This is a genomic window from Streptomyces pratensis (assembly GCF_037137275.1).
Taxonomy (GTDB): Bacteria; Actinomycetota; Actinomycetes; order Streptomycetales; family Streptomycetaceae; genus Streptomyces; species Streptomyces pratensis_B.
In genome coordinates this window covers 538,713-561,014 of record NZ_JBBBEN010000092.1, presented here as the reverse complement: position 1 = coordinate 561,014, position 22,302 = coordinate 538,713, and the positions used below count along the sequence as shown (strand labels likewise).

The 22,302-nt window shown below is 71.8% G+C and carries 17 protein-coding genes; 14 read left to right on the top strand and 3 right to left on the bottom strand.

Annotation, left to right across the window (positions count from 1 at the left end):
* The 11 genes from V9U70_RS19270 to V9U70_RS19220 form a co-directional block, all read left to right on the top strand.
* The coding region (locus V9U70_RS19270; RefSeq protein WP_336676824.1) for a HAMP domain-containing protein at positions 1-3,399 on the top strand (3,399 nt) is incomplete at its 5' end.
* A gap of 244 nt (positions 3,400-3,643) precedes the next feature.
* Positions 3,644-4,315, top strand: a complete 672-nt coding sequence (locus V9U70_RS19265) for a response regulator (protein WP_336676822.1) — start codon at positions 3,644-3,646, stop codon at positions 4,313-4,315.
* Positions 4,316-4,462: 147 nt separating this feature from the next.
* A complete protein-coding gene (locus V9U70_RS19260; RefSeq protein ID WP_336676820.1) occupies positions 4,463-7,282 on the top strand; it encodes a DNA translocase FtsK in 2,820 nt (939 codons plus the stop codon).
* Between the two features lie 288 nt (positions 7,283-7,570).
* A complete protein-coding gene (locus tag V9U70_RS19255) occupies positions 7,571-8,371 on the top strand; it encodes a helix-turn-helix domain-containing protein (protein WP_336676818.1) in 801 nt (266 codons plus the stop codon).
* 162 nt (positions 8,372-8,533) lie between these two features.
* Positions 8,534-10,018 carry a 30S ribosomal protein S12 methylthiotransferase RimO gene (gene rimO / locus V9U70_RS19250; protein ID WP_336676817.1) on the top strand — a complete coding sequence of 495 codons (1,485 nt, stop codon included), beginning with the start codon at positions 8,534-8,536 and terminating at the stop codon, positions 10,016-10,018.
* Positions 10,015-10,758, top strand: a complete 744-nt coding sequence (gene pgsA, locus V9U70_RS19245) for a CDP-diacylglycerol--glycerol-3-phosphate 3-phosphatidyltransferase (protein WP_336676816.1) — start codon at positions 10,015-10,017, stop codon at positions 10,756-10,758. Before rimO ends, pgsA begins: the two co-directional genes overlap by 4 nt.
* Positions 10,755-11,279 carry a CinA family protein gene (locus V9U70_RS19240; protein WP_336676814.1) on the top strand — a complete coding sequence of 175 codons (525 nt, stop codon included), beginning with the start codon at positions 10,755-10,757 and terminating at the stop codon, positions 11,277-11,279. Before pgsA ends, V9U70_RS19240 begins: the two co-directional genes overlap by 4 nt.
* Before the next feature lie 94 nt (positions 11,280-11,373).
* Complete coding sequence (locus V9U70_RS19235) at positions 11,374-11,757, top strand: helix-turn-helix domain-containing protein (RefSeq protein WP_336676812.1); 384 nt, start codon at positions 11,374-11,376, stop codon at positions 11,755-11,757.
* 214 nt (positions 11,758-11,971) lie between these two features.
* Positions 11,972-12,442 (top strand): Dps family protein, encoded by a 471-nt coding sequence (locus V9U70_RS19230; protein WP_336676810.1) that lies wholly within the window; start codon positions 11,972-11,974, stop codon positions 12,440-12,442.
* Positions 12,443-12,516: 74 nt separating this feature from the next.
* Positions 12,517-12,693 carry a CsbD family protein gene (locus V9U70_RS19225; RefSeq protein ID WP_336676875.1) on the top strand — a complete coding sequence of 59 codons (177 nt, stop codon included), beginning with the start codon at positions 12,517-12,519 and terminating at the stop codon, positions 12,691-12,693.
* Positions 12,694-12,930: 237 nt separating this feature from the next.
* Positions 12,931-13,203, top strand: coding sequence for a hypothetical protein (locus tag V9U70_RS19220; protein WP_336676808.1), 273 nt, complete (start codon positions 12,931-12,933; stop codon positions 13,201-13,203).
* 192 nt (positions 13,204-13,395) lie between these two features.
* Here V9U70_RS19220 and V9U70_RS19215 read toward each other — a convergent pair whose 3' ends face one another.
* Entirely contained in the window at positions 13,396-14,310 is a 915-nt protein-coding gene (locus V9U70_RS19215) for an Fpg/Nei family DNA glycosylase (RefSeq protein WP_336676806.1), read from the bottom strand.
* 128 nt (positions 14,311-14,438) lie between these two features.
* Entirely contained in the window at positions 14,439-19,121 is a 4,683-nt protein-coding gene (locus V9U70_RS19210) for an Lhr family ATP-dependent helicase (protein WP_336676804.1), read from the bottom strand.
* Between the two features lie 101 nt (positions 19,122-19,222).
* On the opposite strand from V9U70_RS19210, the gene V9U70_RS19205 reads away from it, so the two are divergent.
* The 3 genes from V9U70_RS19205 to V9U70_RS19195 all read left to right on the top strand — a co-directional run bounded on the left by V9U70_RS19205 (position 19,223) and on the right by V9U70_RS19195 (position 21,374).
* Positions 19,223-20,077 (top strand): AraC family transcriptional regulator, encoded by an 855-nt coding sequence (locus V9U70_RS19205; RefSeq protein WP_336676803.1) that lies wholly within the window; start codon positions 19,223-19,225, stop codon positions 20,075-20,077.
* 200 nt (positions 20,078-20,277) lie between these two features.
* On the top strand, positions 20,278-21,072 hold the full coding sequence (locus tag V9U70_RS19200; RefSeq protein ID WP_336676801.1) for an AzlC family ABC transporter permease: 795 nt from the start codon (positions 20,278-20,280) through the stop codon (positions 21,070-21,072).
* Positions 21,069-21,374 (top strand): AzlD domain-containing protein, encoded by a 306-nt coding sequence (locus tag V9U70_RS19195; RefSeq protein ID WP_336676800.1) that lies wholly within the window; start codon positions 21,069-21,071, stop codon positions 21,372-21,374. Before V9U70_RS19200 ends, V9U70_RS19195 begins: the two co-directional genes overlap by 4 nt.
* Before the next feature lie 5 nt (positions 21,375-21,379).
* On the opposite strand, the gene V9U70_RS19190 is transcribed toward V9U70_RS19195, so the two are convergent.
* Positions 21,380-22,294: a hypothetical protein gene (locus V9U70_RS19190; protein ID WP_336676799.1), complete on the bottom strand. Its 915-nt coding sequence runs from the start codon at positions 22,292-22,294 to the stop codon at positions 21,380-21,382.
* Positions 22,295-22,302 lie beyond the last annotated feature (8 nt).

Genomic DNA, 22,302 nt, shown 5'->3' with positions numbered 1-22,302 from the left:
GGTGACCTGTCGCAGAAGATCGACGTGGACGCGCGCGGCGAGATCCTGGAGCTGAAGAACACCCTCAACACGATGGTGGACCAGCTGTCCAACTTCGCCGAACAGGTGACACGGGTCGCCCGCGAGGTGGGCACGGAGGGCATCCTCGGCGGACAGGCCGAGGTGCAGGGGGTGTCCGGTACCTGGAAGGACCTCACCCAGTCCGTCAACGGCATGGCGAACAACCTGACCCTCCAGGTCCGCAACATCGCCGAGGTCACCACGGCGGTCGCCAAGGGCGACCTCTCCAAGAAGATCACCGTCGACGCCAAGGGCGAGATCCTCGAACTGGTCACGACCGTCAACACGATGGTCGACCAGTTGCTGAACTTCGCCGACGAGGTGACGCGGGTGGCCCGCGAGGTCGGCACCGAGGGCATCCTCGGTGGCCAGGCACGGGTGCGCGGGGCGACCGGCATCTGGAAGGACCTCAGCGACAACGTCAACCTGATGGCCAACAACTTGACCAGTCAGGTGCGCAACATCTCCCGGGTCTCCTCCGCGGTCGCCAACGGGGACCTGACGAAGAAGGTCACCGTCGAGGCGCGCGGCGAGGTCGCAGAGCTGGCGGACACCGTCAACACGATGGTGACGACGCTGTCCTCGTTCGCGGACGAGGTGACGCGGGTGGCCCGCGAGGTGGGCACGGAGGGCGAGCTGGGCGGCCAGGCCCGGGTGCCGGGAGTCTCCGGTACGTGGAAGGACCTCACCGAGTCCGTGAACTCGATGGCCTCCAACCTGACCGGCCAGGTGCGGCAGATCGCCACGGTCACCACGGCCATCGCCAAGGGCGACCTGACCAAGAAGATCGACATCGACGCACGCGGTGAGATCCAGGAGCTGAAGAACACCATCAACACGATGGTCGACCAGCTGTCCTCGTTCGCCGAGCAGGTGACCCGGGTGGCCCGGGAGGTGGGCACCGAGGGGCAGCTGGGCGGGCAGGCGCGGGTCCGGGACGTGGACGGCACCTGGCGTGACCTCACCGAGTCGGTGAACGAGATGGCCGGGAACCTTACCCGTCAGGTCCGTGCCATCGCGGCCGTCGCCACCGCGGTGACCCGGGGGGATCTGAACCTGAAGATCGACGTGGACGCGGCCGGGGAGATCCAGGTCCTCCAGGACAACATCAACACGATGATCGCGAACCTCCGCGACACGACGCTCGCCAACAAGGAGCAGGACTGGCTGAAGGGCAACCTGGCCCGGATCTCCGGTCTGATGCAGGGCCGCCGGGACCTGGAGGACGTGGCGTCGCTGATCATGAGCGAGCTGACTCCGGTGGTGTCGGCGCAGCACGGCGCGTTCTTCCTGGCGATGGCGCCCGACTCCGACGAAGTGGGCCCGGACGACGCCGACGACGGTTCGTACGAGCTGCGGATGCGGGGGAGCTACGGCTACTCCGCCGGCTCGATGCCGACCTCGTTCCGGCCCGGTGAGACGCTCATCGGGACGGCGGCCGAGGAGAAGCGGACGATCCAGGTGGACAACGTGCCGCCGGGCTACCTGAAGATCTCCTCCGGTCTGGGCGAGGCGCCGCCCGCGCATGTCATCGTGCTGCCGGTGCTCTTCGAGGGCAAGGTCCTCGGCGTCATCGAGCTGGCCTCGTTCCAGCCGTTCACGCACATCCAGCGGGACTTCCTCAACCAGCTCGCCGAGATGATCGCGACGAGCGTCAACACGATCAGCGTCAACACCAAGACGGAGAAGCTCCTTGAGCAGTCGCAGGAGCTGACCGAGCAACTCCGCGACCGGTCGCAGGAGCTGGAGAACCGGCAGAAGGCCCTCCAGGCGTCCAACGCGGAACTGGAGGAGAAGGCCGAGCTGCTGGCCCAGCAGAACCGCGACATCGAGGTGAAGAACACCGAGATCGAAGAGGCCCGGCAGGTGCTGGAGGAGCGCGCCGAGCAGCTCGCGGTGTCGATGCGCTACAAGTCGGAGTTCCTGGCGAACATGTCGCACGAGCTGCGGACGCCGCTCAACTCGCTGCTGATCCTGGCGAAGCTGCTCGCGGACAACGCCGAGGGCAACCTCTCGCCGAAGCAGGTGGAGTTCGCCGAGACGATCCACGGGGCCGGCTCCGACCTGCTCCAGCTCATCAACGACATCCTCGACCTGTCGAAGGTCGAGGCGGGCAAGATGGACGTCAGCCCGACCAGGATCGCCCTGGTCCAGCTGGTCGACTACGTGGAGGCCACCTTCCGGCCGCTCACCGCGGAGAAGGGGCTCGACTTCTCCGTACGGGTGTCTCCGGAGCTTCCCGCGACGCTGCACACGGACGAGCAGCGGTTGCTCCAGGTGCTGCGCAACCTGCTGTCCAACGCGGTGAAGTTCACCGACAGCGGCGCGGTGGAGCTGGTGATCCGGCCGGCCGGCCCCAACGTGCCGAACGGCATTCGGGAGCATCTGCTGGAGGCGGGCTCACTGCGGGACGCGGAAGCCGAGCTGATCGCCTTCTCCGTGACCGACACGGGGATCGGGATCGCGTCGAGCAAGATGCTGGTGATCTTCGAGGCGTTCAAGCAGGCGGACGGCACGACGAGCCGCAAGTACGGCGGGACGGGGCTCGGCCTCTCCATCAGCCGGGAGATCGCGCGGCTGCTCGGCGGGGAGATCCACGCGGCGAGCGAGCCGGGTCGCGGCTCCACCTTCACCCTGTACCTGCCGCTGCACCGTGCCGAACTGCCGCCCCCCGGGTACCCCCAGGTGGGTTCCGGTTCCGCCGAGGCGCTGGGCGGCGCGGACGAATACGGCCCCGACCCGTCTCCGCGGGGCGACTCGGCTCCGCTGGGGGACCCGGCCAACTCCGCCGGGCTCTTCCGGCGCAGGCGCAAGGCGCTGGGGGACACGGCACGACGGCCGGCGCTGCCGACGGGCCGGACGGCCGCTGTCGAGGGTGCACCGCAGCCGGAGGAGTGGGTGCAGGGCGGCCAGGGGCAGGAGCGGGCGGCGGAGGAGCCGGAGCCCCGGCGGACGTTCCGCTTCCGAGGCGAGAAGGTGCTCATCGTCGACGACGACATCCGCAACGTGTTCGCGCTCACCAGCGTGCTGGAGCAGCACGGACTGGCGGTGCTGTACGCGGAGAACGGCCGCGAGGGGATCGAAGTCCTGGAGCAGCACGACGATGTGACGGTCGTTCTGATGGACATCATGATGCCGGAGATGGACGGCTACGCGACGACGACCGCGATCCGGCGGATGCCGCAGTTCGCCGGCCTGCCGATCGTCGCGCTCACCGCGAAGGCTATGAAGGGCGACCGGGAGAAGGCGATCGACTGCGGCGCTTCCGACTATGTGACGAAACCGGTTGATCCTGACCACCTGCTTTCGGTGATGGAGCAGTGGATGCACGGAGAGTGATCAGGTCTGGAGCGAACTGCCGTGATTTGTTGACCGACTGTGCTCGAACGGGTGTGAACACCCTGTATCCGGGGAACTTTCCGGTCTCCCACCGCGTTTTCGGTGTGTGCACGGTGACATCGCGGTGACAGGGTGTGGTGCCGGGCGGGGTGCGGCTACCATGACCGGCACAAGGACGGACGGCGTAAGGGAGTCGTCCCCTGGGGCGGCACCCGGTGCATTTCCGGGGCGAGGAGGACGGGCCATGGTGCAGAAGGCCAAGATCCTCCTGGTCGATGACCGGCCGGAGAATCTGCTGGCGCTGGAGGCCATCCTCTCTGCGCTCGATCAGACACTGGTCCGGGCATCGTCAGGGGAGGAGGCGCTCAAAGCGCTGCTCACGGACGACTTCGCGGTGATCCTGCTGGACGTCCAGATGCCGGGCATGGACGGTTTCGAGACCGCCGCGCACATCAAGCGGCGGGAGCGGACCCGGGACATCCCCATCATCTTCCTGACCGCGATCAACCACGGCCCGCATCACACCTTCCGCGGATACGCCGCGGGTGCGGTGGACTACATCTCGAAGCCGTTCGACCCATGGGTGCTGCGGGCCAAGGTGTCGGTCTTCGTCGAGCTCTACATGAAGAACTGCAAGCTCCGCGAGCAGGCCGCACTGCTGCGGCTCCAGTTGGAGGGCGACGGCCACACAGGCGGTGAGCCGGCCGGCCTGCTGGCCGAACTGTCCGCGCGGCTCGCGGCGGTCGAGGAGCAGGCGGAAGCGCTCTCCAAGCAGCTCGACGACGAGTCCGCGGACGCCGCGGCCGTCGCCACGGCGGCCCACCTGGAACGCAAGCTGACCGGCCTGCGCCGCGCGCTCGACGCGCTGGAGCCGGGCACGGGCGGCAGCGCGGGTGTACTGCCCGCTCAGAGCTGAGGCCCTTCGACGTCACGGCCCTGCGCGCCGGGCCACGGTCCCGGAGTTCCCCGGACTTCCGGTCCCCGGGCGCGGCGCGCTGCTGTGATCAGGCGTCAGTTCCCCGCCTCCGGGAGGCGACACGGGCGGGTGAACCAGTAGGCGAACATGTTCACGGGCGGCGACAGCGGTAACCTCGGCACCATGGCCTCACGTACGTCCGGCAAGGGTTCCCAGGGCACGGCGGGCACCGCGAAGAGCGTCGGCCGTACCCCGGGCCCGGCGAAGAAGACCGCGCCCGCCAAGAAGACCGCGCCGAAGAAGTCCGCCGCCCCCGCCAAGAAGGCTCCGGCGAAGAAGGCGGCGGCCAGGAAGCCCTCGCCCAGGCCTGCCCCGTCGCCCACCGGTGGCGTCTACCGTCTGGTGCGCGCCGTCTGGCTGGGGGCCGCGCACGGCATCGGGGCGGTGTTCCGCTCGATAGGACGCGGGGCGAAGGGACTTGACCCGGCCCACCGCAAGGACGGCCTCGCGCTGCTGCTCCTCGGCCTGGCCCTGATCGTCGCGGCGGGGACCTGGTCCCATCTCCAGGGGCCGGTCGGCGACCTGGTCGCGATGCTGGTCACCGGGGCCTTCGGCCGGCTCGACCTGCTCGCGCCGATACTGCTGGGCGTGATGGCCGTACGGCTGATCCTCTATCCGGAACGGCCGGAGGCGAACGGCCGCATCGTCATCGGGCTGTCCGCCCTGGTCCTCGGCATCCTGGGACAGGTCCACATCGCCTGCGGTTCGCCGGGCCGGGACGCGGGCACCGAGGCGATGCAGGGCGCGGGCGGGCTGGTGGGCTGGGCCACGTCCACGCCGCTGATCTTCATGATGGGCGAGGTCCTCGCCGTGCCGCTGCTGGTGCTGCTGACCGTGTTCGGGCTCCTCGTCGTCACCGCCACCCCGGTCAACGCCATCCCCCGGCGGCTGCGTCAGCTCGGTGTCAGGCTGGGCGTCGTGGAGGCCGCGCCCGCGCCCGGGGACCCGTACGGCGACGACGACGAGCGCTACGACGAGCAGTGGCGCGAGGCGCTCCCCGACCGGTCGCGCCGGGGCGCCGCACGCCGGCGGAGCGACGGGCCGGACCACGACCAGGCGGAGGCGGAAGCGCTCACCCGCCGCAGGAGGCCTCGCCGCCCCTCGGCCCAGCCCGCGATGAACCGCTCGATGGACGCGGTGGACGTCGCGGCCGCCGCCGCCGCGGCGCTGGACGGAGCCGTGCTCAACGGCATCTCGCCCTCACCGGTCGTCGCCGACCTCACCCAGGGCGTCTCCGCCGAGCGTGAGCGCACCCAGACGCCCGTGCCCGGGGCCCGCGAGGGCGCCGGCCGCTCCGGCCGTCCGGGTGGCACGCCCGGCCGCGCCGCCGCGGCAGACGGCCCTTCCGGGGGTGTGCCCGACCTGACGAAGCCCGCGCCGGAGCGCTCGGGCGCGCTTCCCGCCAGAGCCGAGCAGCTTCGGCTGTCCGGTGACGTCACGTACGCCCTGCCCTCCCTCGACCTGTTGGAGCGCGGCGGGCCGGGCAAGACCCGCAGCGCCGCCAACGACGCCGTGGTGAACTCGCTGACGACGGTGTTCACCGAGTTCAAGGTCGACGCCGTGGTCACCGGCTTCACCCGGGGCCCGACGGTCACCCGCTACGAGATCGAGCTGGGACCGGCGGTGAAGGTCGAGAAGATCACGGCCCTCGCCAAGAACATCGCGTATGCCGTGGCGAGTCCGGATGTGCGGATCATCTCGCCGATCCCGGGGAAGTCCGCCGTCGGCATCGAGATCCCCAACTCGGACCGGGAGATGGTCAACCTCGGCGACGTGCTGCGTCTCGCCGACGCGGCCGAGGACGACCACCCGATGCTCGTCGCGCTGGGCAAGAACGTCGAGGGCGGCTACGAGATGGCCAACCTCGCCAACATGCCGCACGTCCTGGTCGCGGGCGCCACCGGTTCCGGCAAGTCCTCCTGCATCAACTGCCTGATCACCTCGATCATGGTGCGGGCCACCCCCGACGACGTGCGGATGGTCCTCGTCGACCCCAAGCGCGTGGAGCTCACCGCGTACGAGGGCATCCCGCACCTGATCACGCCCATCATCACCAACCCCAAGAAGGCCGCCGAAGCGCTCCAGTGGGTCGTCCGGGAGATGGACCTGCGCTACGACGATCTCGCGGCCTACGGCTACCGGCACATCGACGACTTCAACCACGCCGTGCGCAACGGGAAGTGCAAGGCGCCCGAGGGCAGTGAGCGGGAGCTCTCCCCGTACCCGTATCTGCTGGTGATCGTCGACGAGCTGGCCGACCTGATGATGGTCGCCCCGCGCGACGTCGAGGACTCGATCGTCCGCATCACCCAGTTGGCCCGCGCGGCCGGCATCCACCTGGTGCTCGCCACCCAGCGGCCCTCTGTCGACGTGGTGACCGGCCTGATCAAGGCCAACGTGCCCTCCCGGCTCGCCTTCGCCACGTCTTCCCTCGCCGACAGCCGGGTCATTCTCGACCAGCCCGGCGCGGAGAAGCTGATCGGCAAGGGCGACGGCCTGTTCCTTCCGATGGGGGCCAACAAACCCACGCGCATGCAGGGGGCTTTCGTCACCGAGGGCGAGATCGGCGCGATCGTCCAGCACTGCAAGGACCAGATGGCCCCCGTCTTCCGCGACGACGTCGTGGTCGGCACCAAGCAGAAGAAGGAGATCGACGAGGACATCGGCGACGACCTGGACCTGCTCTGCCAGGCGGCCGAGCTGGTCGTCTCGACCCAGTTCGGATCGACCTCGATGCTCCAGCGCAAGCTCCGGGTCGGCTTCGCCAAGGCGGGCCGGCTGATGGACCTGATGGAGTCCCGCAACATCGTCGGACCCAGCGAGGGGTCCAAGGCCCGCGACGTGCTCGTCACATCCGACGAACTCGACGGGGTACTGGCCGTCATCCGCGGGGAATCAGTTCCGTAAAGCTTTTGTGGGCAACCGTTTCGTGCGGTCGTCCGTCCAGTTGTAGGGAGGGACGACCGCTGCCCCTCCCGGCTGTTCCGTCCGTCCTCCCACCCCGTTCGGCCCACCACCGGTTGCCCAGTCCTCGATCGGGGCCGTGCTCCGTGCCCGCTCCGCCCGCGGGACCGGCGGCAGGGCCGTCCGGCGAACCCGATGGCGTACAAAGTCGTCCCTCCCGGTTGCCCCACCCTTTCGCACCCCCTCTAGACTGAACATCCAGCAGGTGGCTCACGCTCGAAAGGCGCCCCCGTGTCCATCGGCAACTCCCCCGAAGACGACCGGCCTTCGATCGGTCGTGCCCTTCAGCAGGCCCGTGTCGCCGCAGGTCTGACGGCTGAGGAAGTCAGCAGCTCCACCCGGGTGCGCATCCCCATCGTGCACGCGATCGAGCAGGACGACTTCTCCCGCTGCGGCGGCGACGTCTACGCCCGCGGCCACATCCGCACCCTCGCCCGTGCCGTCGGCCTCGATCCGGAACCGCTGGTCGAGGAGTACGACGCCGACCACGGCGGCCGCCCCGCGCCGACCCCCGCGGCACCGCTCTTCGAAGCGGAACGCATCCGCTCCGAACCCCGGCGGCCCAACTGGAACGCCGCCATGGCCGCGGCCATCGTCGTCGTGGTCGGGTTCGTCGGCTTCACGCTCTTCAGCGGTGACGACGAACCCGCGAGCACCGCCCAGGTCGCGGAGGGCTCGGAGCCCGACGAAGCCACGGCCGAGCCCACCGCCACCAAGCCCTCCGACCCCAAGCCCGCGCCGTCCGAGAGCGCCATCGCCGCCGCCCCCCGGGACAAGGTGACGGTCAAGCTCAGCGCGACCCGGGACGAGAGCTGGATCTCCGCGAAGGACCACAACGGGCGGATGCTCTTCGACGGGCTGCTGCTCAAGGGCGAGTCCAAGACCTTCCAGGACGAGGAGCGCATCGACCTCGTCCTCGGCAACGCGGGAGTGATCGAGCTCTTCGTGAACGGCAAGGAGGTCCAGGACCGCTTCGCTACGGGCCAGGTCGAGCGGCTCTCGTACACCAAGGGCGACCCCGAGGCCGGCTGACCCGCCGCCCCCCGACCACGTCCCGCCCCGGAGGGCGCCCGGCCCGTGCCGGGCGCCCTCAGGCGTTCCCCGGCTCGGGACTCCGCTGCTCCCCGTAGCCGGCGGGGGAGTGGGGAACCCTGCACGGCAGGGGCGCCGCCGGGACAAAGTAGTCTTGAGTCCATGCCCGAACGCCGTACCGTCGCCCTTGTCACTCTTGGCTGCGCCCGTAACGAGGTGGACTCGGAGGAGCTTGCAGGCCGCTTGGCAGCGGACGGCTGGGACCTCGTCGAGGATGCCTCCGACGCGGATGTCGCAGTCGTCAACACCTGTGGGTTCGTCGAAGCCGCCAAGAAGGACTCCGTCGACGCCCTGCTCGAAGCCAACGATCTCAAGGACCACGGCCGCACCCAGGCCGTCGTCGCCGTCGGCTGCATGGCCGAGCGCTACGGCAAGGACCTCGCAGAGGCCCTGCCGGAGGCGGACGGCGTCCTGGGATTCGACGACTACTCCGACATCTCCGACCGCCTCCAGACCATCCTCAACGGCGGTATCCACGCCTCGCACACCCCGCGCGACCGCCGCAAGCTCCTGCCGATCAGCCCGGCGGAGCGGCAGGACGCCGCCGTGGCCCTGCCGGGCCACGCCCAGGAGGCCGAGCCGGCCCTCGTTCCCGCCGACCTCCCGGAGGGCGTCGCACCGGTCTCCGGACCGCGTGCGCCCCTGCGCCGCAGGCTCGGCACCAGCCCCGTCGCCTCGGTGAAGCTCGCCTCCGGCTGTGACCGCCGCTGCTCCTTCTGCGCCATCCCCTCCTTCCGCGGATCGTTCATCTCCCGGCGGCCGTCGGACGTGCTCCAGGAGACCCGCTGGCTGGCCGAGCAGGGCGTCAAGGAGGTCATGCTCGTCTCCGAGAACAACACCTCGTACGGCAAGGACCTCGGCGACATCAGGTTGCTGGAGACGCTGCTGCCGGAGCTGGCCGGGGTGGACGGCATCGAGCGGGTCCGGGTCAGCTACCTCCAGCCCGCCGAGATGCGCCCGGGGCTCATCGACGTCCTCACCTCGACCCCCAAGGTCGCCCCGTACTTCGACCTGTCCTTCCAGCACTCCGCCCCCGGTGTGCTGCGTGCGATGCGGCGCTTCGGCGACACCGACCGCTTCCTGGAGCTGCTGGACACCATCCGGAGCAAGGCCCCGGAGGCCGGAGCCCGATCCAACTTCATCGTCGGCTTCCCCGGTGAGACCGAGGCCGACCTGGCCGAGCTGGAACGCTTCCTCACCGGCGCCCGGCTCGACGCGATCGGCGTCTTCGGATACTCGGACGAGGACGGCACCGAGGCGGTGGGTTACGAGAACAAGCTCGACGCCGACGTCATCGCGGAGCGGCTCGCCCATATCTCCCAGCTGGCCGAGGAACTGACCTCGCAGCGGGCCGAGGAGCGGGTGGGCCAGACCCTTCAGGTGCTGGTGGAGTCCGTCGAGTCGGAGGACGAGGGCGAGGTCGCCGTCGGGCGGGCGGCGCACCAGGCGCCCGAAACGGACGGCCAGGTGCTCTTCACCACACGCGAGGGCCTCGTGCCGGGCCGTATGGTCGAGGCGAAGGCAGTGGGCACCGAGGGCGTCGACCTGGTGGCCGAACACCACGAGCTTGCGGAGGCGGCCAGATGACCGGAGCCCCGGCATCCGCGGCAGGCGGGCCCGGCGCGAAGCCGGCCCGCGGCGGCAAGCTGGGCACTGCGGCCGTCAACCAGGCCGGCCTGTGGAACATCGCCAACATCCTGACCATGGTGCGGCTGCTGCTCGTGCCCGGTTTCGTCCTGCTGTTGTTCCACGACGGCGGTCACGACCCCGTCTGGCGCTCTTTCGCCTGGGCGGCCTTCGCCGTCGCGATGATCACCGACCTGTTCGACGGCCACCTGGCACGGGCGTACGACCTCGTCACCGACTTCGGGAAGATCGCCGATCCGATCGCCGACAAAGCGATCATGGGCGCGGCGCTCGTATCGCTCTCCGTCCTGGGCGATCTGCCCTGGTGGATCACCGGGGTGATCCTCGCCCGTGAGCTGGGTATCACGCTGATGCGGTTCTGGGTGATCCGGCACGCGGTCATTCCGGCCAGCCGCGGCGGCAAACTGAAGACGCTCGCCCAGGGGACGGCCGCCGGAATGTATGTCCTGGCGCTCACCGGACCGCTGGCGACCCTGCGCTTCTGGGTGATGATGGTCGCCGTCGTGCTCACGGTCGTCACCGGACTCGACTACGTCCGCCAGGCCGTCGTCCTGCGCCGCAGAGGCATCGCCGCCGAGCGCGCCGCTGCCGCCGGACGATCCGTGGCGGCGGGCCACCGGTCGGTGGCGACGGATGTGCGAGTGGCCCGGACACGGAACGCGGCGGAGGCCGAACGGTGACCGTGGCCGCCCGGGTGCTCCGGCTGCTCGGGGAGCGGGGAGACACGCTTGCCGTCGCCGAATCGTTGACAGGCGGCCTGGTCGCCGCGGAGCTGACGTCCGTACCGGGCGCCTCCCGGTCCTTCCGAGGATCGGTGACGGCGTACGCCACCCCGCTCAAGCACGAGGTGCTGGGCGTGGACGGGGCGCTTCTGGCGGAGCGTGGAGCGGTCGACCCGGAGGTCGCACGGCAGATGGCCACGGGCGTGCGCCGCGCTCTCGACACGGACTGGGGCATTTCCACGACGGGTGTCGCGGGCCCTGAGCCACAGGACGGGCAGCCCGTCGGAACGGTCTGGATCGCCGTCGCGGGACCTTCCGGCGTCGAGAAAGTGACGGCTCTGCGGTTGAATGGGGAGAGGGCGGATATCCGTAGAGAGAGTGTGCGAAGAGTCCTCGAACTGCTCGCGGGCGAACTCGGGGGGAACGCGCGGGCACAGGATACGGAACACAACGGGGGGAAGGGATGTTTGCAGCCCTGAGTGAACACGACATCGCTCCCCGCACGGCCGCTGCGCGAGGCGGTACGGTAGGGCGTGAAGGATGCGGCTACGCGGTCCGAGGAGGGAGCCACCGATGATTCTGCTCCGTCGCCTGCTGGGTGACGTGCTGCGTCGGCAGCGCCAGCGTCAAGGCCGTACTCTGCGCGAAGTCTCCTCGTCGGCCCGGGTCTCGCTCGGTTACCTCTCCGAGGTGGAGCGGGGGCAGAAGGAGGCGTCCTCCGAGCTGCTCTCCGCGATTTGCGACGCGCTTGACGTACGGATGTCCGAGCTGATGCGTGAAGTGAGCGACGAGCTCTCGCTCGCTGAGCTGGCCGAGTCGGCAGCTGTCAGTGATCCGGTCCCCGTGCCGGTTCGTCCCATGCTCAATTCCGTCTCCGTTTCGTCGGTCGCAGGCGTGCCGTCGGGACGGGTGACCATCAAGGCGCCCGCGGAAGCGGTGGACGTCGTCGCCGCCTGACACACGCGGCGCTGTCGCCTGATCGGAGTCCCGGTCGGCCCCCATGGGGGCCGACCGGGACTTTTTGTGTGAGTTGTCCGATCGAGGAGTGTGAGCCGCCCGGCGCTGGGCATCCGACAGACAAGGCCCACATGACCGTTTTGCTTCATATGTGCCATCGTGGGTGATGCACCGAGACGGTCAGTGAAGCGTCCGACGGATAGGAGAAGCGCACATGTCTGTGGTCAAGAGCACGCTGTCCGAGGGAGATCTCAAGGCCGTGGGTGGAGCGTTGCGAGGTGCCTTGGTGGACCTCGTGGACCTCTCTCTCGTGGCCAAGCAGGTCCACTGGAACGTGGTCGGTCCGCGCTTTCGATCCGTCCACCTCCAGCTCGACGACGTCGTCACCACGGCCCGGCAGCACTCCGACACGGTGGCCGAGCGCGCCTCGGCCATGGGAGTCAACCCGGACGGACGCTCCGGCACGGTCGCCGCCGAGACCGCCATCGCGTCCGTGCCCGAGGGCTGGATCAAGGACGTCGACGCCGTGAAGATCCTGGTGGACGCTCTGAGCGTGGTCATCGGCCGCATGCGCGAGCGCATCGCGACGACGGACGAGCCGGACCCGGTGACCCAGGACCTGCTGATCGCGCTGACGGCAGACCTCGAGAAGCACGCCTGGATGTTCCAAGCGGAAAGCGCCTGAGGAGCCCCCGAACAGCGGTTGACCCGAACAGCGGTTGAGCGGAAGGAAGTGACATCGTGAGTGGTGACAGCGCCATGGACAAGATCAAGGGCAAGGGCAAGGAAGCGGTCGGCAAGCTGACCGGCGACCGCCGCAAGGAGACCGAGGGCAAGACCGATCAGGTCAAGGGCCAGGCCAGGGACGCGATGGACGAGGCCGGCGAACGGGGGAAGGGCGTCAAGGACTCCCTCCGCCGGGACGACGAGCAGTAGGCCGATCTGCTCCTGCGGCTGGGCCGGCGAAACCGTCGGGAACCGCGTCCGGTGTCGTGTCCCGCCGCCTCCCGCCGTGAGCGCTCCGCGCGACCGGCCGTCCCCAGCACCGAGTGCCCCCCGCCGTTCCGGCGGGGGGCACTCCTGCGTGGGCGGCACGGCGGCCGGGCGTTCTGGGTGCAGCACCGCAACGGCCAGGGGAAACTGCCGGAAGGACTTCGGCCGCAGGAGGCAGGCATGGGACGGCGGTGGACGCCTGCGCTGCTTCTCGGCGCGCTGTGGTGGTGGGCAGTGCTCCGACTGGTGGTGGCGCCCGACCAGGCGGGGGCGGTGGAGGCGACGGTGGCGGCGGGCGGTTGGGGGCTGAGTCTGCTGCCGGTCCACGTGGCCTCGGTGCTCCCGCCGGGCGAGCGGGGCCGAGCGGTGGGCGGTGGGTGGGCAGGAAGGTGGAGACGGTCGGCCAGGGCAGGGCGAAGCCGCCGTTCGGGCGGAGGGTCTCACCCCCGCTGAAGCCGGAGACGGCCGAGGCCTGGCGGACGCGAGTCGAGGGCTGGCCGGATGTGAGCCGGGGGGCCGGACGGAACGGAGTCCGAGGTCGGGCGGACGCGACGCCGGGGGCACCGGCCCGGCAGCTGTACAGCGCCCCCACCGCGTGGAGCGGGTCCTGGTCGGTCAGTGCCCTCCCATCTGCCGGGACGGCGGTCAGGGGGTCGGGCCCGCCTGGCACCCGGGACACCAGAAGGTGGGCCGGTCGTCCTGGTCGGCCACCCGGACCGGGGCGCCGCACCGCAGACAGGGGCGCTGGGCCCGCCCGTAGACGTACAGCCGCTCCTGTACGCGGACGGACGGTCGTGGCCGGGCACGGCTCGGCATCGGCGATGAGGCGGGTTCCGGTGCGGTGGGCGGTGGCGGGGCGTTCCGCTCAGCGGCGGGTGGACCGGGCGGACCGGGCTGGATGCGGCGTTCGGCGGTGATCGTGGTGGTCCGCGTCGGACGGTCCCGGTTGGCGTGCAGCAGCCGCTCGGCCAGGGTGACCAGCCGGGGGAGTACGTCCTCGGGGAGAGCGCCCACCGGGAGCCAGGGGGTGACGCGGGCCAGGAAACAGAGCTCGCACTTGTAGACGTTCCCGATGCCCGCGAGATTGCGCTGGTCCAGCAGAGCCTCGCCGAGAGGGCGGTCCGGGTCGGCGTGCAACCGGGTCAGGGCGATGCCCGGGTCCCAGTCGGGGCCCAGCAGATCAGGCCCCAGATGCCCCACGGCCCGGCTCTCCTCGCTGGTGCGCAGCAGTTCGAGGACGGGAAGCCGGTAGCCGACGGCCGTCTTGTCCGCGTTGGCCAGGATCGCGCGGATCTGGTGCCCGGGGCCGCCCCGCCAGCGCTCCTGTGGTGAGTACACCCGCCAGGCGCCGTCCATCCGCAGGTGGCTGTGGAGGGTCAGGCCCCCCTCGATGCGGGCCAGCAGGTGCTTGCCGCGCGCGGTGACGTCCAGCACGCTCCGGCCGGTGAGGTCGGCGGTGGCGTACCGGGGGACGCGCAGATCGGTCCGGGTCAGCACCCGTCCCGCGAGCGCGGCGTGCAGACGTGCGGCGGTCTGTAGGACGGTGTCTCCTTCGGGCATGCCTCCATGATGGGCGCGCCGGAGCCCGCGCGTCCCGGCCCTGCGCCCGCGCGCCCCCGAGGAGTCTCACGGGCGGTGGAGGCCGGTCGGCCCCGGGTCGCGCGCCGCGGCGCGACAGGGAGCCGGCCTCAGGCGCGCAGGCGCAGACCCCTGGGCGTGGCGAGGAACCCGGCTGCCTCCAGCGCCCGGCCCAGCGGGGAGGAGAGGGAGGAGACGCCGTTCGTCCGCTCCACCGTCACGGTGCCCAGGGCTCCGCCGCGCGCCGAGGCGGCCAGCGCCTCCGCCGCCGCTCGCAGCGCGGGGGCATCCGGGTCGGAAGGCCAGGCCAGGAGGGTCTTCCCGCCGCGCTCCATGTAGAGCGTCAGCTCGCCGTCGACGAGGACGACGAGAGCCCCCGCCTTGCGGCCCGGCTTGTGGGTGGCCCCGTCCGGGGGCTCCGGCCACGGCAGCGCCGCGCCGTACGCGTTGGCCGGGTCGGCCGCGGCGAGCACCAGGGCCTGGGGCGGGGCGCCCGGATCGCGGCGGTCCCGAGCCGTGGACGCCGCCCGCAGCCGGTCCACCGCGCCGTCCATCGCGAACTGCGCCGCCCCCAGCCCCTCGACGACATAGCCGCGCCGCGCCCGCCCGTTGTCCTCGAAGGCTGCCAGCACGCGGTACGTCGCGGAGAAGCCGCCCTCCACCCCCTCGGCCTGCACCGCGCCGCGGGTGACCACGCCGTGCCGGTCCAGGAGGGTTCTGGCCAGGGCGTGGGCCCGGTGGGTCGCCTCCGGTTCGCCCGGAGGCAGCAGGGACCAGCGGCCCGAGACGGTCGGGGGACCGGTGCGCGAGGCAGGCCGGCCGGCGGCGGTGAGCGAGCCGTAGCGCCCGCGCGGGACGTTGCGCCGGGAGCGGTGTGCGGTGGAGCCCGCTGTCTTTCCGGAGCCCAGGAGCGAGCGCAGCGGGGCCAGCGTGTCGTTGGTGAGCCTCCCGGACCAGGCCAGCTCCCACAGGGCGTCGGCCAGCTGCTGGTCGGTGCAGTCCGGGTGGGTCGTCGCGCGGACCTGGTCGGCGATCTGACGGAAGAAGAGGCCGTACCCGCCCTGGAGCGTGGTGAGCACGGACTCGTGGAGCGACGACAGCTCCAGCGGATGCGGGGCGGGCACGAGGAGCGGCGCACTGTCGGCGAGGTAGAGGGAGACCCAGCCGTCCTTGCCCGGCAGCGCCCCCGCACCGGCCCACAGCACCTCGCCCGTGGTCGTCAGCTCGTCGAGCATCGCCGGGTTGTAGCCCGTGACCCGGCTCGGCAGGACCAGCTTCTCCAGGGCCGACGCCGGCACGGGCGCCCCTTGGAGCTGTTCGACCGCCCGGGCCAGCCCGTCGAGGCCGCGCAGGCTGTTGCCGCCGAAGTGCTGCCACTGCGGGAGGAAGGACGCGAGGGCCGCGGGCGGCACCGGCTCCAGCTCCTGGCGGAGCGCGGCCAGCGAACGGCGGCGGAGCCGGCGCAGCACCGTGGCGTCGCACCACTCCTGGCCGATGCCCGCTGGGTGGAACTCGCCCTGGACCGTTCTGCCGGACGCCGCGAGCCGCTGCAGCGCGCCGTCGGTGACGGCGGTGCCGAGCCCGAAGCGCTCGGCGGCCCGGGCGGCGGTGAACGGGCCGTGGGTCCGCGCGAAGCGGGCGAGGAGATCGCCGAGCGGGTCTTTCACCGGTTCGGTGAACGCCTCGGGCACCCCGACGGGCAGCGCGGTGCCCAGGGCGTCGCGCAGCCGGCCCGCGTCCTCGATCGCCGCCCAGCGGGCCGCCCCGGCGATCCGGACCTGGATCGCGCGGCGGGCCGACGCGAGCTGCGGCGCCCAGGCGGGCTCGGCGCCTCGCTCCGCCAGCTCCGCGTCGGTGAGCGGACCGAGCACGCGCAACAGGTCCGCCACCCCCTCGACGTCCTTGATCCGCCGGTCCTCCGTGAGCCACTGCAGCTCCCGCTCCAGCTCGGTGAGGACCTCCGGGTCGAGCAACTCGCGCAGCTCGGCGCGGCCCAGGAGCTCGGCGAGGAGGTGGGAGTCCAGGGAGAGGGCGGCCGCCCGCCGCTCGGCGAGCGGCGAGTCGCCCTCGTACAGGAACTGGGCGACGTATCCGAAGAGGAGCGAGCGGGCGAACGGCGAGGGCTCCTGGGTGGTCACTTCGACCAGCCGGACCCGCCGCGCCTCCAGGTCGCCCATCAGCTCGGTGAGGCCGGGCACGTCGAACACGTCCTGGAGGCATTCGCGGACGGCCTCCAGGACGATCGGGAACGAGCCGAACTCGGAAGCGACCTGGAGCAGCTGGGAGGCGCGCTGACGCTGCTGCCAGAGAGGGGTGCGCTTGCCGGGGGAGCGCCGGGGCAGCAGCAGGGCGCGCGCGGCGCATTCCCGGAACCGGGCGGCGAACAGCGCGGAACCGCCCACCTGGTCGGTGACGATCTGCTGGACCTCGCCCCGGTCGAAGACGACGTCGGCGGCCGCGACCGGCGGCTGGTCGCTGTCGTACGCCGGGCCGCCCGGCCCGGCGTCGCCGCCGGAGGCGTCCGGTGACGGCGCGTCGAAGTCGAACAGGTCGAGACCCATCAGATCGGCGTCCGGCAGCCGCAGGACGATGCCGTCGTCGGCGTGCATGACCTGGGCGTCCATCCCGTACCGCTCGCCGAGGCGGGCGGAGAGGGCGAGCGCCCACGGGGCGTGCACCTGGGCTCCGAACGGGGAGTGCACGACCACCCGCCAGTCGCCCAGCTCGTCCCTGAACCGCTCGACCAGGATGGTCCGGTCGTCCGGGACATGACCGCAGGCCCGGCGTTGCTCGTCCAGGTAGGCCACGATGTTGTCCGCCGCCCACGCGTCGAGCCCGGCGGCACGCAGCCGGAGCCGGGCGTCCTCCTCCGACAGGCCGCCGATCTCCCGGAGAAAGGCGCCCAGCGCCCGGCCGAGCTCCAGCGGGCGCCCCAACTGGTCGCCCTTCCAGAACGGCAGCCGTCCCGGAACGCCCGGGGCGGGCGAGACCAGGACACGGTCCCGGGTGATGTCCTCGATCCGCCAGGACGTGGTGCCCAGGGTGAAGACATCGCCGACCCGGGATTCGTAGACCATCTCCTCGTCCAGCTCGCCGACCCGACCGCCGCCCTTCTTCGGGTCGGCTCCGGCCAGGAAGACCCCGAAGAGCCCGCGGTCGGGGATGGTGCCGCCGGAGGTGACGGCGAGCCGCTGTGCCCCGGGCCGTCCCGTGACCGTACCGGCGACCCGGTCCCACACCACGCGCGGGCGCAGCTCCGCGAAGGCGTCCGAGGGATAGCGTCCGGCGAGCATGTCGAGCACGGCGGTGAACGCCGACTCGGGCAGTGAGGCGAACGGGGCGGCCCGTCGGACCAGCGCCAGCAGGTCGTCTGCCTGCAGGCTGTCCAGCGCCACCATGGCGACCAGCTGCTGGGCCAGGACGTCCAGCGGATTCGACGGGATGCGCAGCGCCTCGATGGCCCCTTCGCGCATCCGTTCGGTGACCACCGCTGCCTGCACCAGGTCGCCGCGGTACTTCGGGAAGACCACTCCGGTGGAGACCGCGCCCACCTGGTGCCCCGCCCGGCCCACCCGCTGGAGGCCGGAGGCGACGGAGGGCGGCGACTCGACCTGGATCACCAGATCGACCGCGCCCATGTCGATGCCGAGCTCCAGGCTGGAGGTGGCGACCACGGCGGGCAGCCGGCCCGCCTTGAGGTCCTCCTCGACCTGGGCCCGCTGCTCTTTGGAGACCGAGCCGTGGTGCGCTCGGGCGAGGAGGGCGGGCGCCCCCCTGGCCGCCCCGGACTGGGCCATGATCTCCGCGGGGGCATGCGCCTCCGGCAGGTCCGGGGCCGGGGCGTCCGGGTCGAAGGCGGTGCCGGTCGCCCGCTCGTACGCGATCTCGTTCAGCCGGTTGCACAGCCGCTCCGCCAGCCGGCGCGAGTTGGCGAAGACGATGGTGGAGCGGTGCGCCTGGACGAGGTCGGCGATGCGCTCCTCGACATGCGGCCAGATCGAGGGCTTCTCCGCCTGGCCCGAGTCGCTGTCGGTGGCGGGGGAGCCGCCCAGCTCGCCCAGGTCCTCGACCGGGACCACCACCGAGAGGTCGAACTCCTTGGCGGACCGGGGCTGGACGATCTCCACCCTGCGCTGCGGCGACAGGAAACGGGCCACCTCGTCGACCGGCCGGACCGTCGCGGACAGCCCGATACGCCGCGCGGGCCGGGGGAGCAGCTCGTCCAGGCGCTCCAGGGACAGGGCGAGATGAGCGCCGCGCTTCGTTCCGGCGACGGCGTGCACCTCGTCGAGGATCACCGTCTCGACCCCCGCGAGGGCGTCCCGCGCGGAGGACGTCAGCATCAGGAACAGGGACTCGGGCGTCGTGATCAGGATGTCCGGCGGCCGGGTCACCAGGGAGCGCCGCTCGGCGGGCGGGGTGTCGCCGGACCGGATGCCCACCCGCACCTCGGGCTCCGGCAGGCCCAGACGCACCGACTCCTGGCGGATGCCCGTCAGCGGCGAGCGCAGGTTGCGCTCGACGTCGACCGCGAGCGCCTTGAGCGGGGAGATGTACAGCACGCGGCAGCGCTTCTTCGCCTCCGCGGGCGGCGGTCCCGCGGCCAGCCGGTCCAGCGAGGCGAGGAACGCGGCCAGCGTCTTGCCGGAGCCGGTCGGCGCGACGACGAGCACGTCACTGCCCTCGCCGATGGCCCGCCAGGCGCCCTCCTGCGCTGCGGTGGGCACGCTGAAAGCGCCGGCGAACCAACTGCGGGTCGCGGGCGAGAACGCATCGAGTGCGGAGCCGGTCATGCCCCCATCGTGCACCCCGCCACTGACAACCGGCCGGTGACACCGCCCCCCGCCGGCCGCTCACCCCCGGGCGTACGCCCGGGACCTGCGAGAATGGCCGCATGCCGGAAGCGGACGACGTGCGGGAGTGGGCGAGGCACTGGCAGTACGCGGAACTGCCCGACCTCGATCTGCTGCGTGCCCGGTACGTCCGCCACGCCTTCCCCCGGCACAGCCACGAGGGGTACGTCCTGGGGGCGGTCACGGGCGGGGTGGAGGACGTGGGCCTGCCCGGCGGCACGGTGCACGCGGTCCCCGGTACCGTCGTCATGATCAACCCGGAGGTGCCCCACACCGCCCGCTCCGGAGCGCCAGAGGGCTGGACGTACGCCACGCTGTACCCCTCCACCCAGGTCGTCAACGCCATAGCGGCCGAGCTGACGTCCTTGCGGGGCACGGTCGGCTTCACCGAGAACCGGGTGACCGACCCCCGTGCCTCCCGGCTGATCAGCGAGATCCACCGGGCCGCGGAGGAGGGCAACGCGCTGGCGGCCGACAGTCTTCTGCGGGTGCTGGTCGCCCGACTCCTCAGTCGGCACGGCAGTCCACTGCCCCTCCCGCTCCCGCACGCCGGGGGCGTGCAAAACGCCGTGCGAGCCCGCGCCGCGCTGGAGGAACGGATGGCCGCACCTCCCACGCTGGAAGCCCTCGCCGCTGAGCTGGGCACCGGCCCGTTCGCGCTGCTGAGAGCCTTCAAGAAGCAGTACGGAATGCCGCCCCACACCTGGCTCACCGACGCCCGGGTGCGCCGGGCCCGCCGCCTGCTGGACACGGGCGTCGCTCCCGCGGACGCCGCGGCAGCCGTCGGTTTCTCGGACCAGCCCCATCTCAACCGGCACTTCACCCGGATCGTGGGCGTTCCGCCCGGCGCGTACCAGCGTGAGCGCAGCGTGATCCGGAGTGAGCCCGGTGCGTGACGGCCCGAGCCTCTCGCGCGGCGGTGCGCTGCGCGACGGCCCCGGGGTGGCCCGGGCGGCCGGACGGAAACGGCGCGTACCGGCGTGCGCCTTCGGGCGTACGGCGCCGAGGACACCGACGCGCCCGCCAGCCCCGGTGCCGGCGCGGGCGTGCAAGAACGTACAAGACCGGGGCGGGCGGCCCCCGTAGCGTGCCGGTCGTGACAGAACAGACAGCTCCCCGAGAGAGCACCGGCGCCACCGTCGGCGGGCCGCCCGGCCCGGCTGCCGAGGCCCGCATCGAAAAACCGGACTCGGCCGTGGTCAGGGACGCGCTCGGCGTCGGCATCGCTGTCGGGCTGTCGGGCTTCGCCTTCGGCGTCACCTCCGCCGGGGCCGGGCTCAGCCTGCTCCAGACCTGCGCCCTGAGCCTCCTCGTCTTCACCGGCGCCTCGCAGTTCGCCCTGGTCGGAGCGCTGGCCGCGGGCGGCAACCCGTACACGGCGGCGGCCGGGGCGTTCTTCCTCGGCGTCCGGAACGCCTTCTACGGTCTGCGGCTCTCGCAACTGCTCGCGCTGCCGCGCTCCATACGGCCCCTCGCCGCCCACTGGGTGATCGACGAGACGACCGCGGTGACCCTTTCCCAGCCCACCCGGCGTGCCGCCCGCATCGGCTTCACGGTCACCGGGCTCACCCTCTACGTCCTGTGGAACCTCACCACCCTGGCGGGAGCGCTCGGGGCGGGCGCTCTGGGCGACACCGACGCCTGGGGGCTGGACGCGGCGAGCCCCGCGGTGTTCCTCGCCCTGCTCTCTCCGATGCTCAGGAGCACCGGTGAACGCCTCACGGCCGGGCTCGCCGTACTGCTGGCGCTCGGCCTGCTGCCGGTCCTGCCCGCAGGCGTTCCGGTACTCCTGTCCGCGCTCGCCGCTCCCCTCGTCCTCTGCCTCATGGGGCGTCCGAAGCGGCCGACGCCCCCCACGGACGGTGCGCAGAGCGATGGAGGACGACGGTGAGTGTGTGGATCGCGATCGGCCTCACCTTCGTGGGCTGCTACCTCGCCAAACTCCTCGGTCTGCTGGTGCCCGCCGGTTTCCTGGAGCGGCCGCTCGTCCAACGGATGGCCGCACTGCTCCCGGTGGCGCTGCTCGCCGCGCTCACGGCGCAACAGACCTTCGGCGCCGGCCAGGAACTGGTCTGGGACGCCCGGGGAGCAGGACTCGCGGCCGCCGCCCTCGCCCTGGTGCTGCGCGCGCACTTCCTGGTCGTCGTCGCGGCTGCCGTGCTCGTGACAGCCCTCGTGCGCGCGCTGGGGTGAGCGGGTCAGCCGAGCGCCCGGCCGTACGAACGCAGGGTCTCCAGCGCCCTGAGCGTCACCAGAGGGCGTCCTTCCAGGGCGGTGCCCGGCGCCCACGGCCGTCGGCTCACGGGCCAGCCGCCGTCGTCGAGCTGTTCGGCTGCCAGATGGTCGAGCGAGCGCTCCAGCTCCTCGTCCGTGAACCACTGGCGGGCCAGTGATCGAGGCGTACGGGCGTAGTCGTGCGGGAAGCGGTGCTCTGCCGGGGGGCAGCCCTCCGCCACGGGGTACTCCGCCCGGCGGGACGGGTCGAGCACCGCGAGCCGCTGGTCGCGCACCAGCCGGCCGAGCCGGTCCGCCGCGGCCTCGGCGCGGGCCCGGTCCGGAGCGCCGTCCAGGAAGGCGACCGCGGCTTCGATCTCGCAGGGGTGTGACTGCTCCAGGGACTCGACGGCGCTCCAGCAGAAGTCCGTGGCCCTGAACAGCCAGGCGTGCCACACCTCATTGCGGTGCAGCAGGCCGACGACCGGACCGGTGGCCAGCAACTCCGCCGGCGGTGCGTCGACGATCGCAAGGAACGGAGCCGCGGGATAGCCGCGCTGCGCGGGGAGCAGCGCGGGCAGCGCCCCTTCCCTGGTGGACGCCTCGGTCAGAAAACGACAGATCCGGTCCGCCCGCAGTCCGTCACAGCGGCCGATCGAGTCGAGGACGCTCAGTGCGTGGGCGGTGTGCAGCGGCTGGCTCACGGGGCCGCGCAGGTCGGGTTCCAGCCCGTGACCGTAGCCGCCGTCCTCGTTGAGATAGGCGGCGAGGGCCGTCTCGACGGCCTCGGGATCTCCGCCCAGGAAGCGATGGGCGAACCGCCGCTGTTCGAGGACGCGGGCCGTGAGCCAGATGAACTGCTCGGCGCGGGAGAGGGGGGTTGCTCCGGTTCCAGCCATGGAGCGAC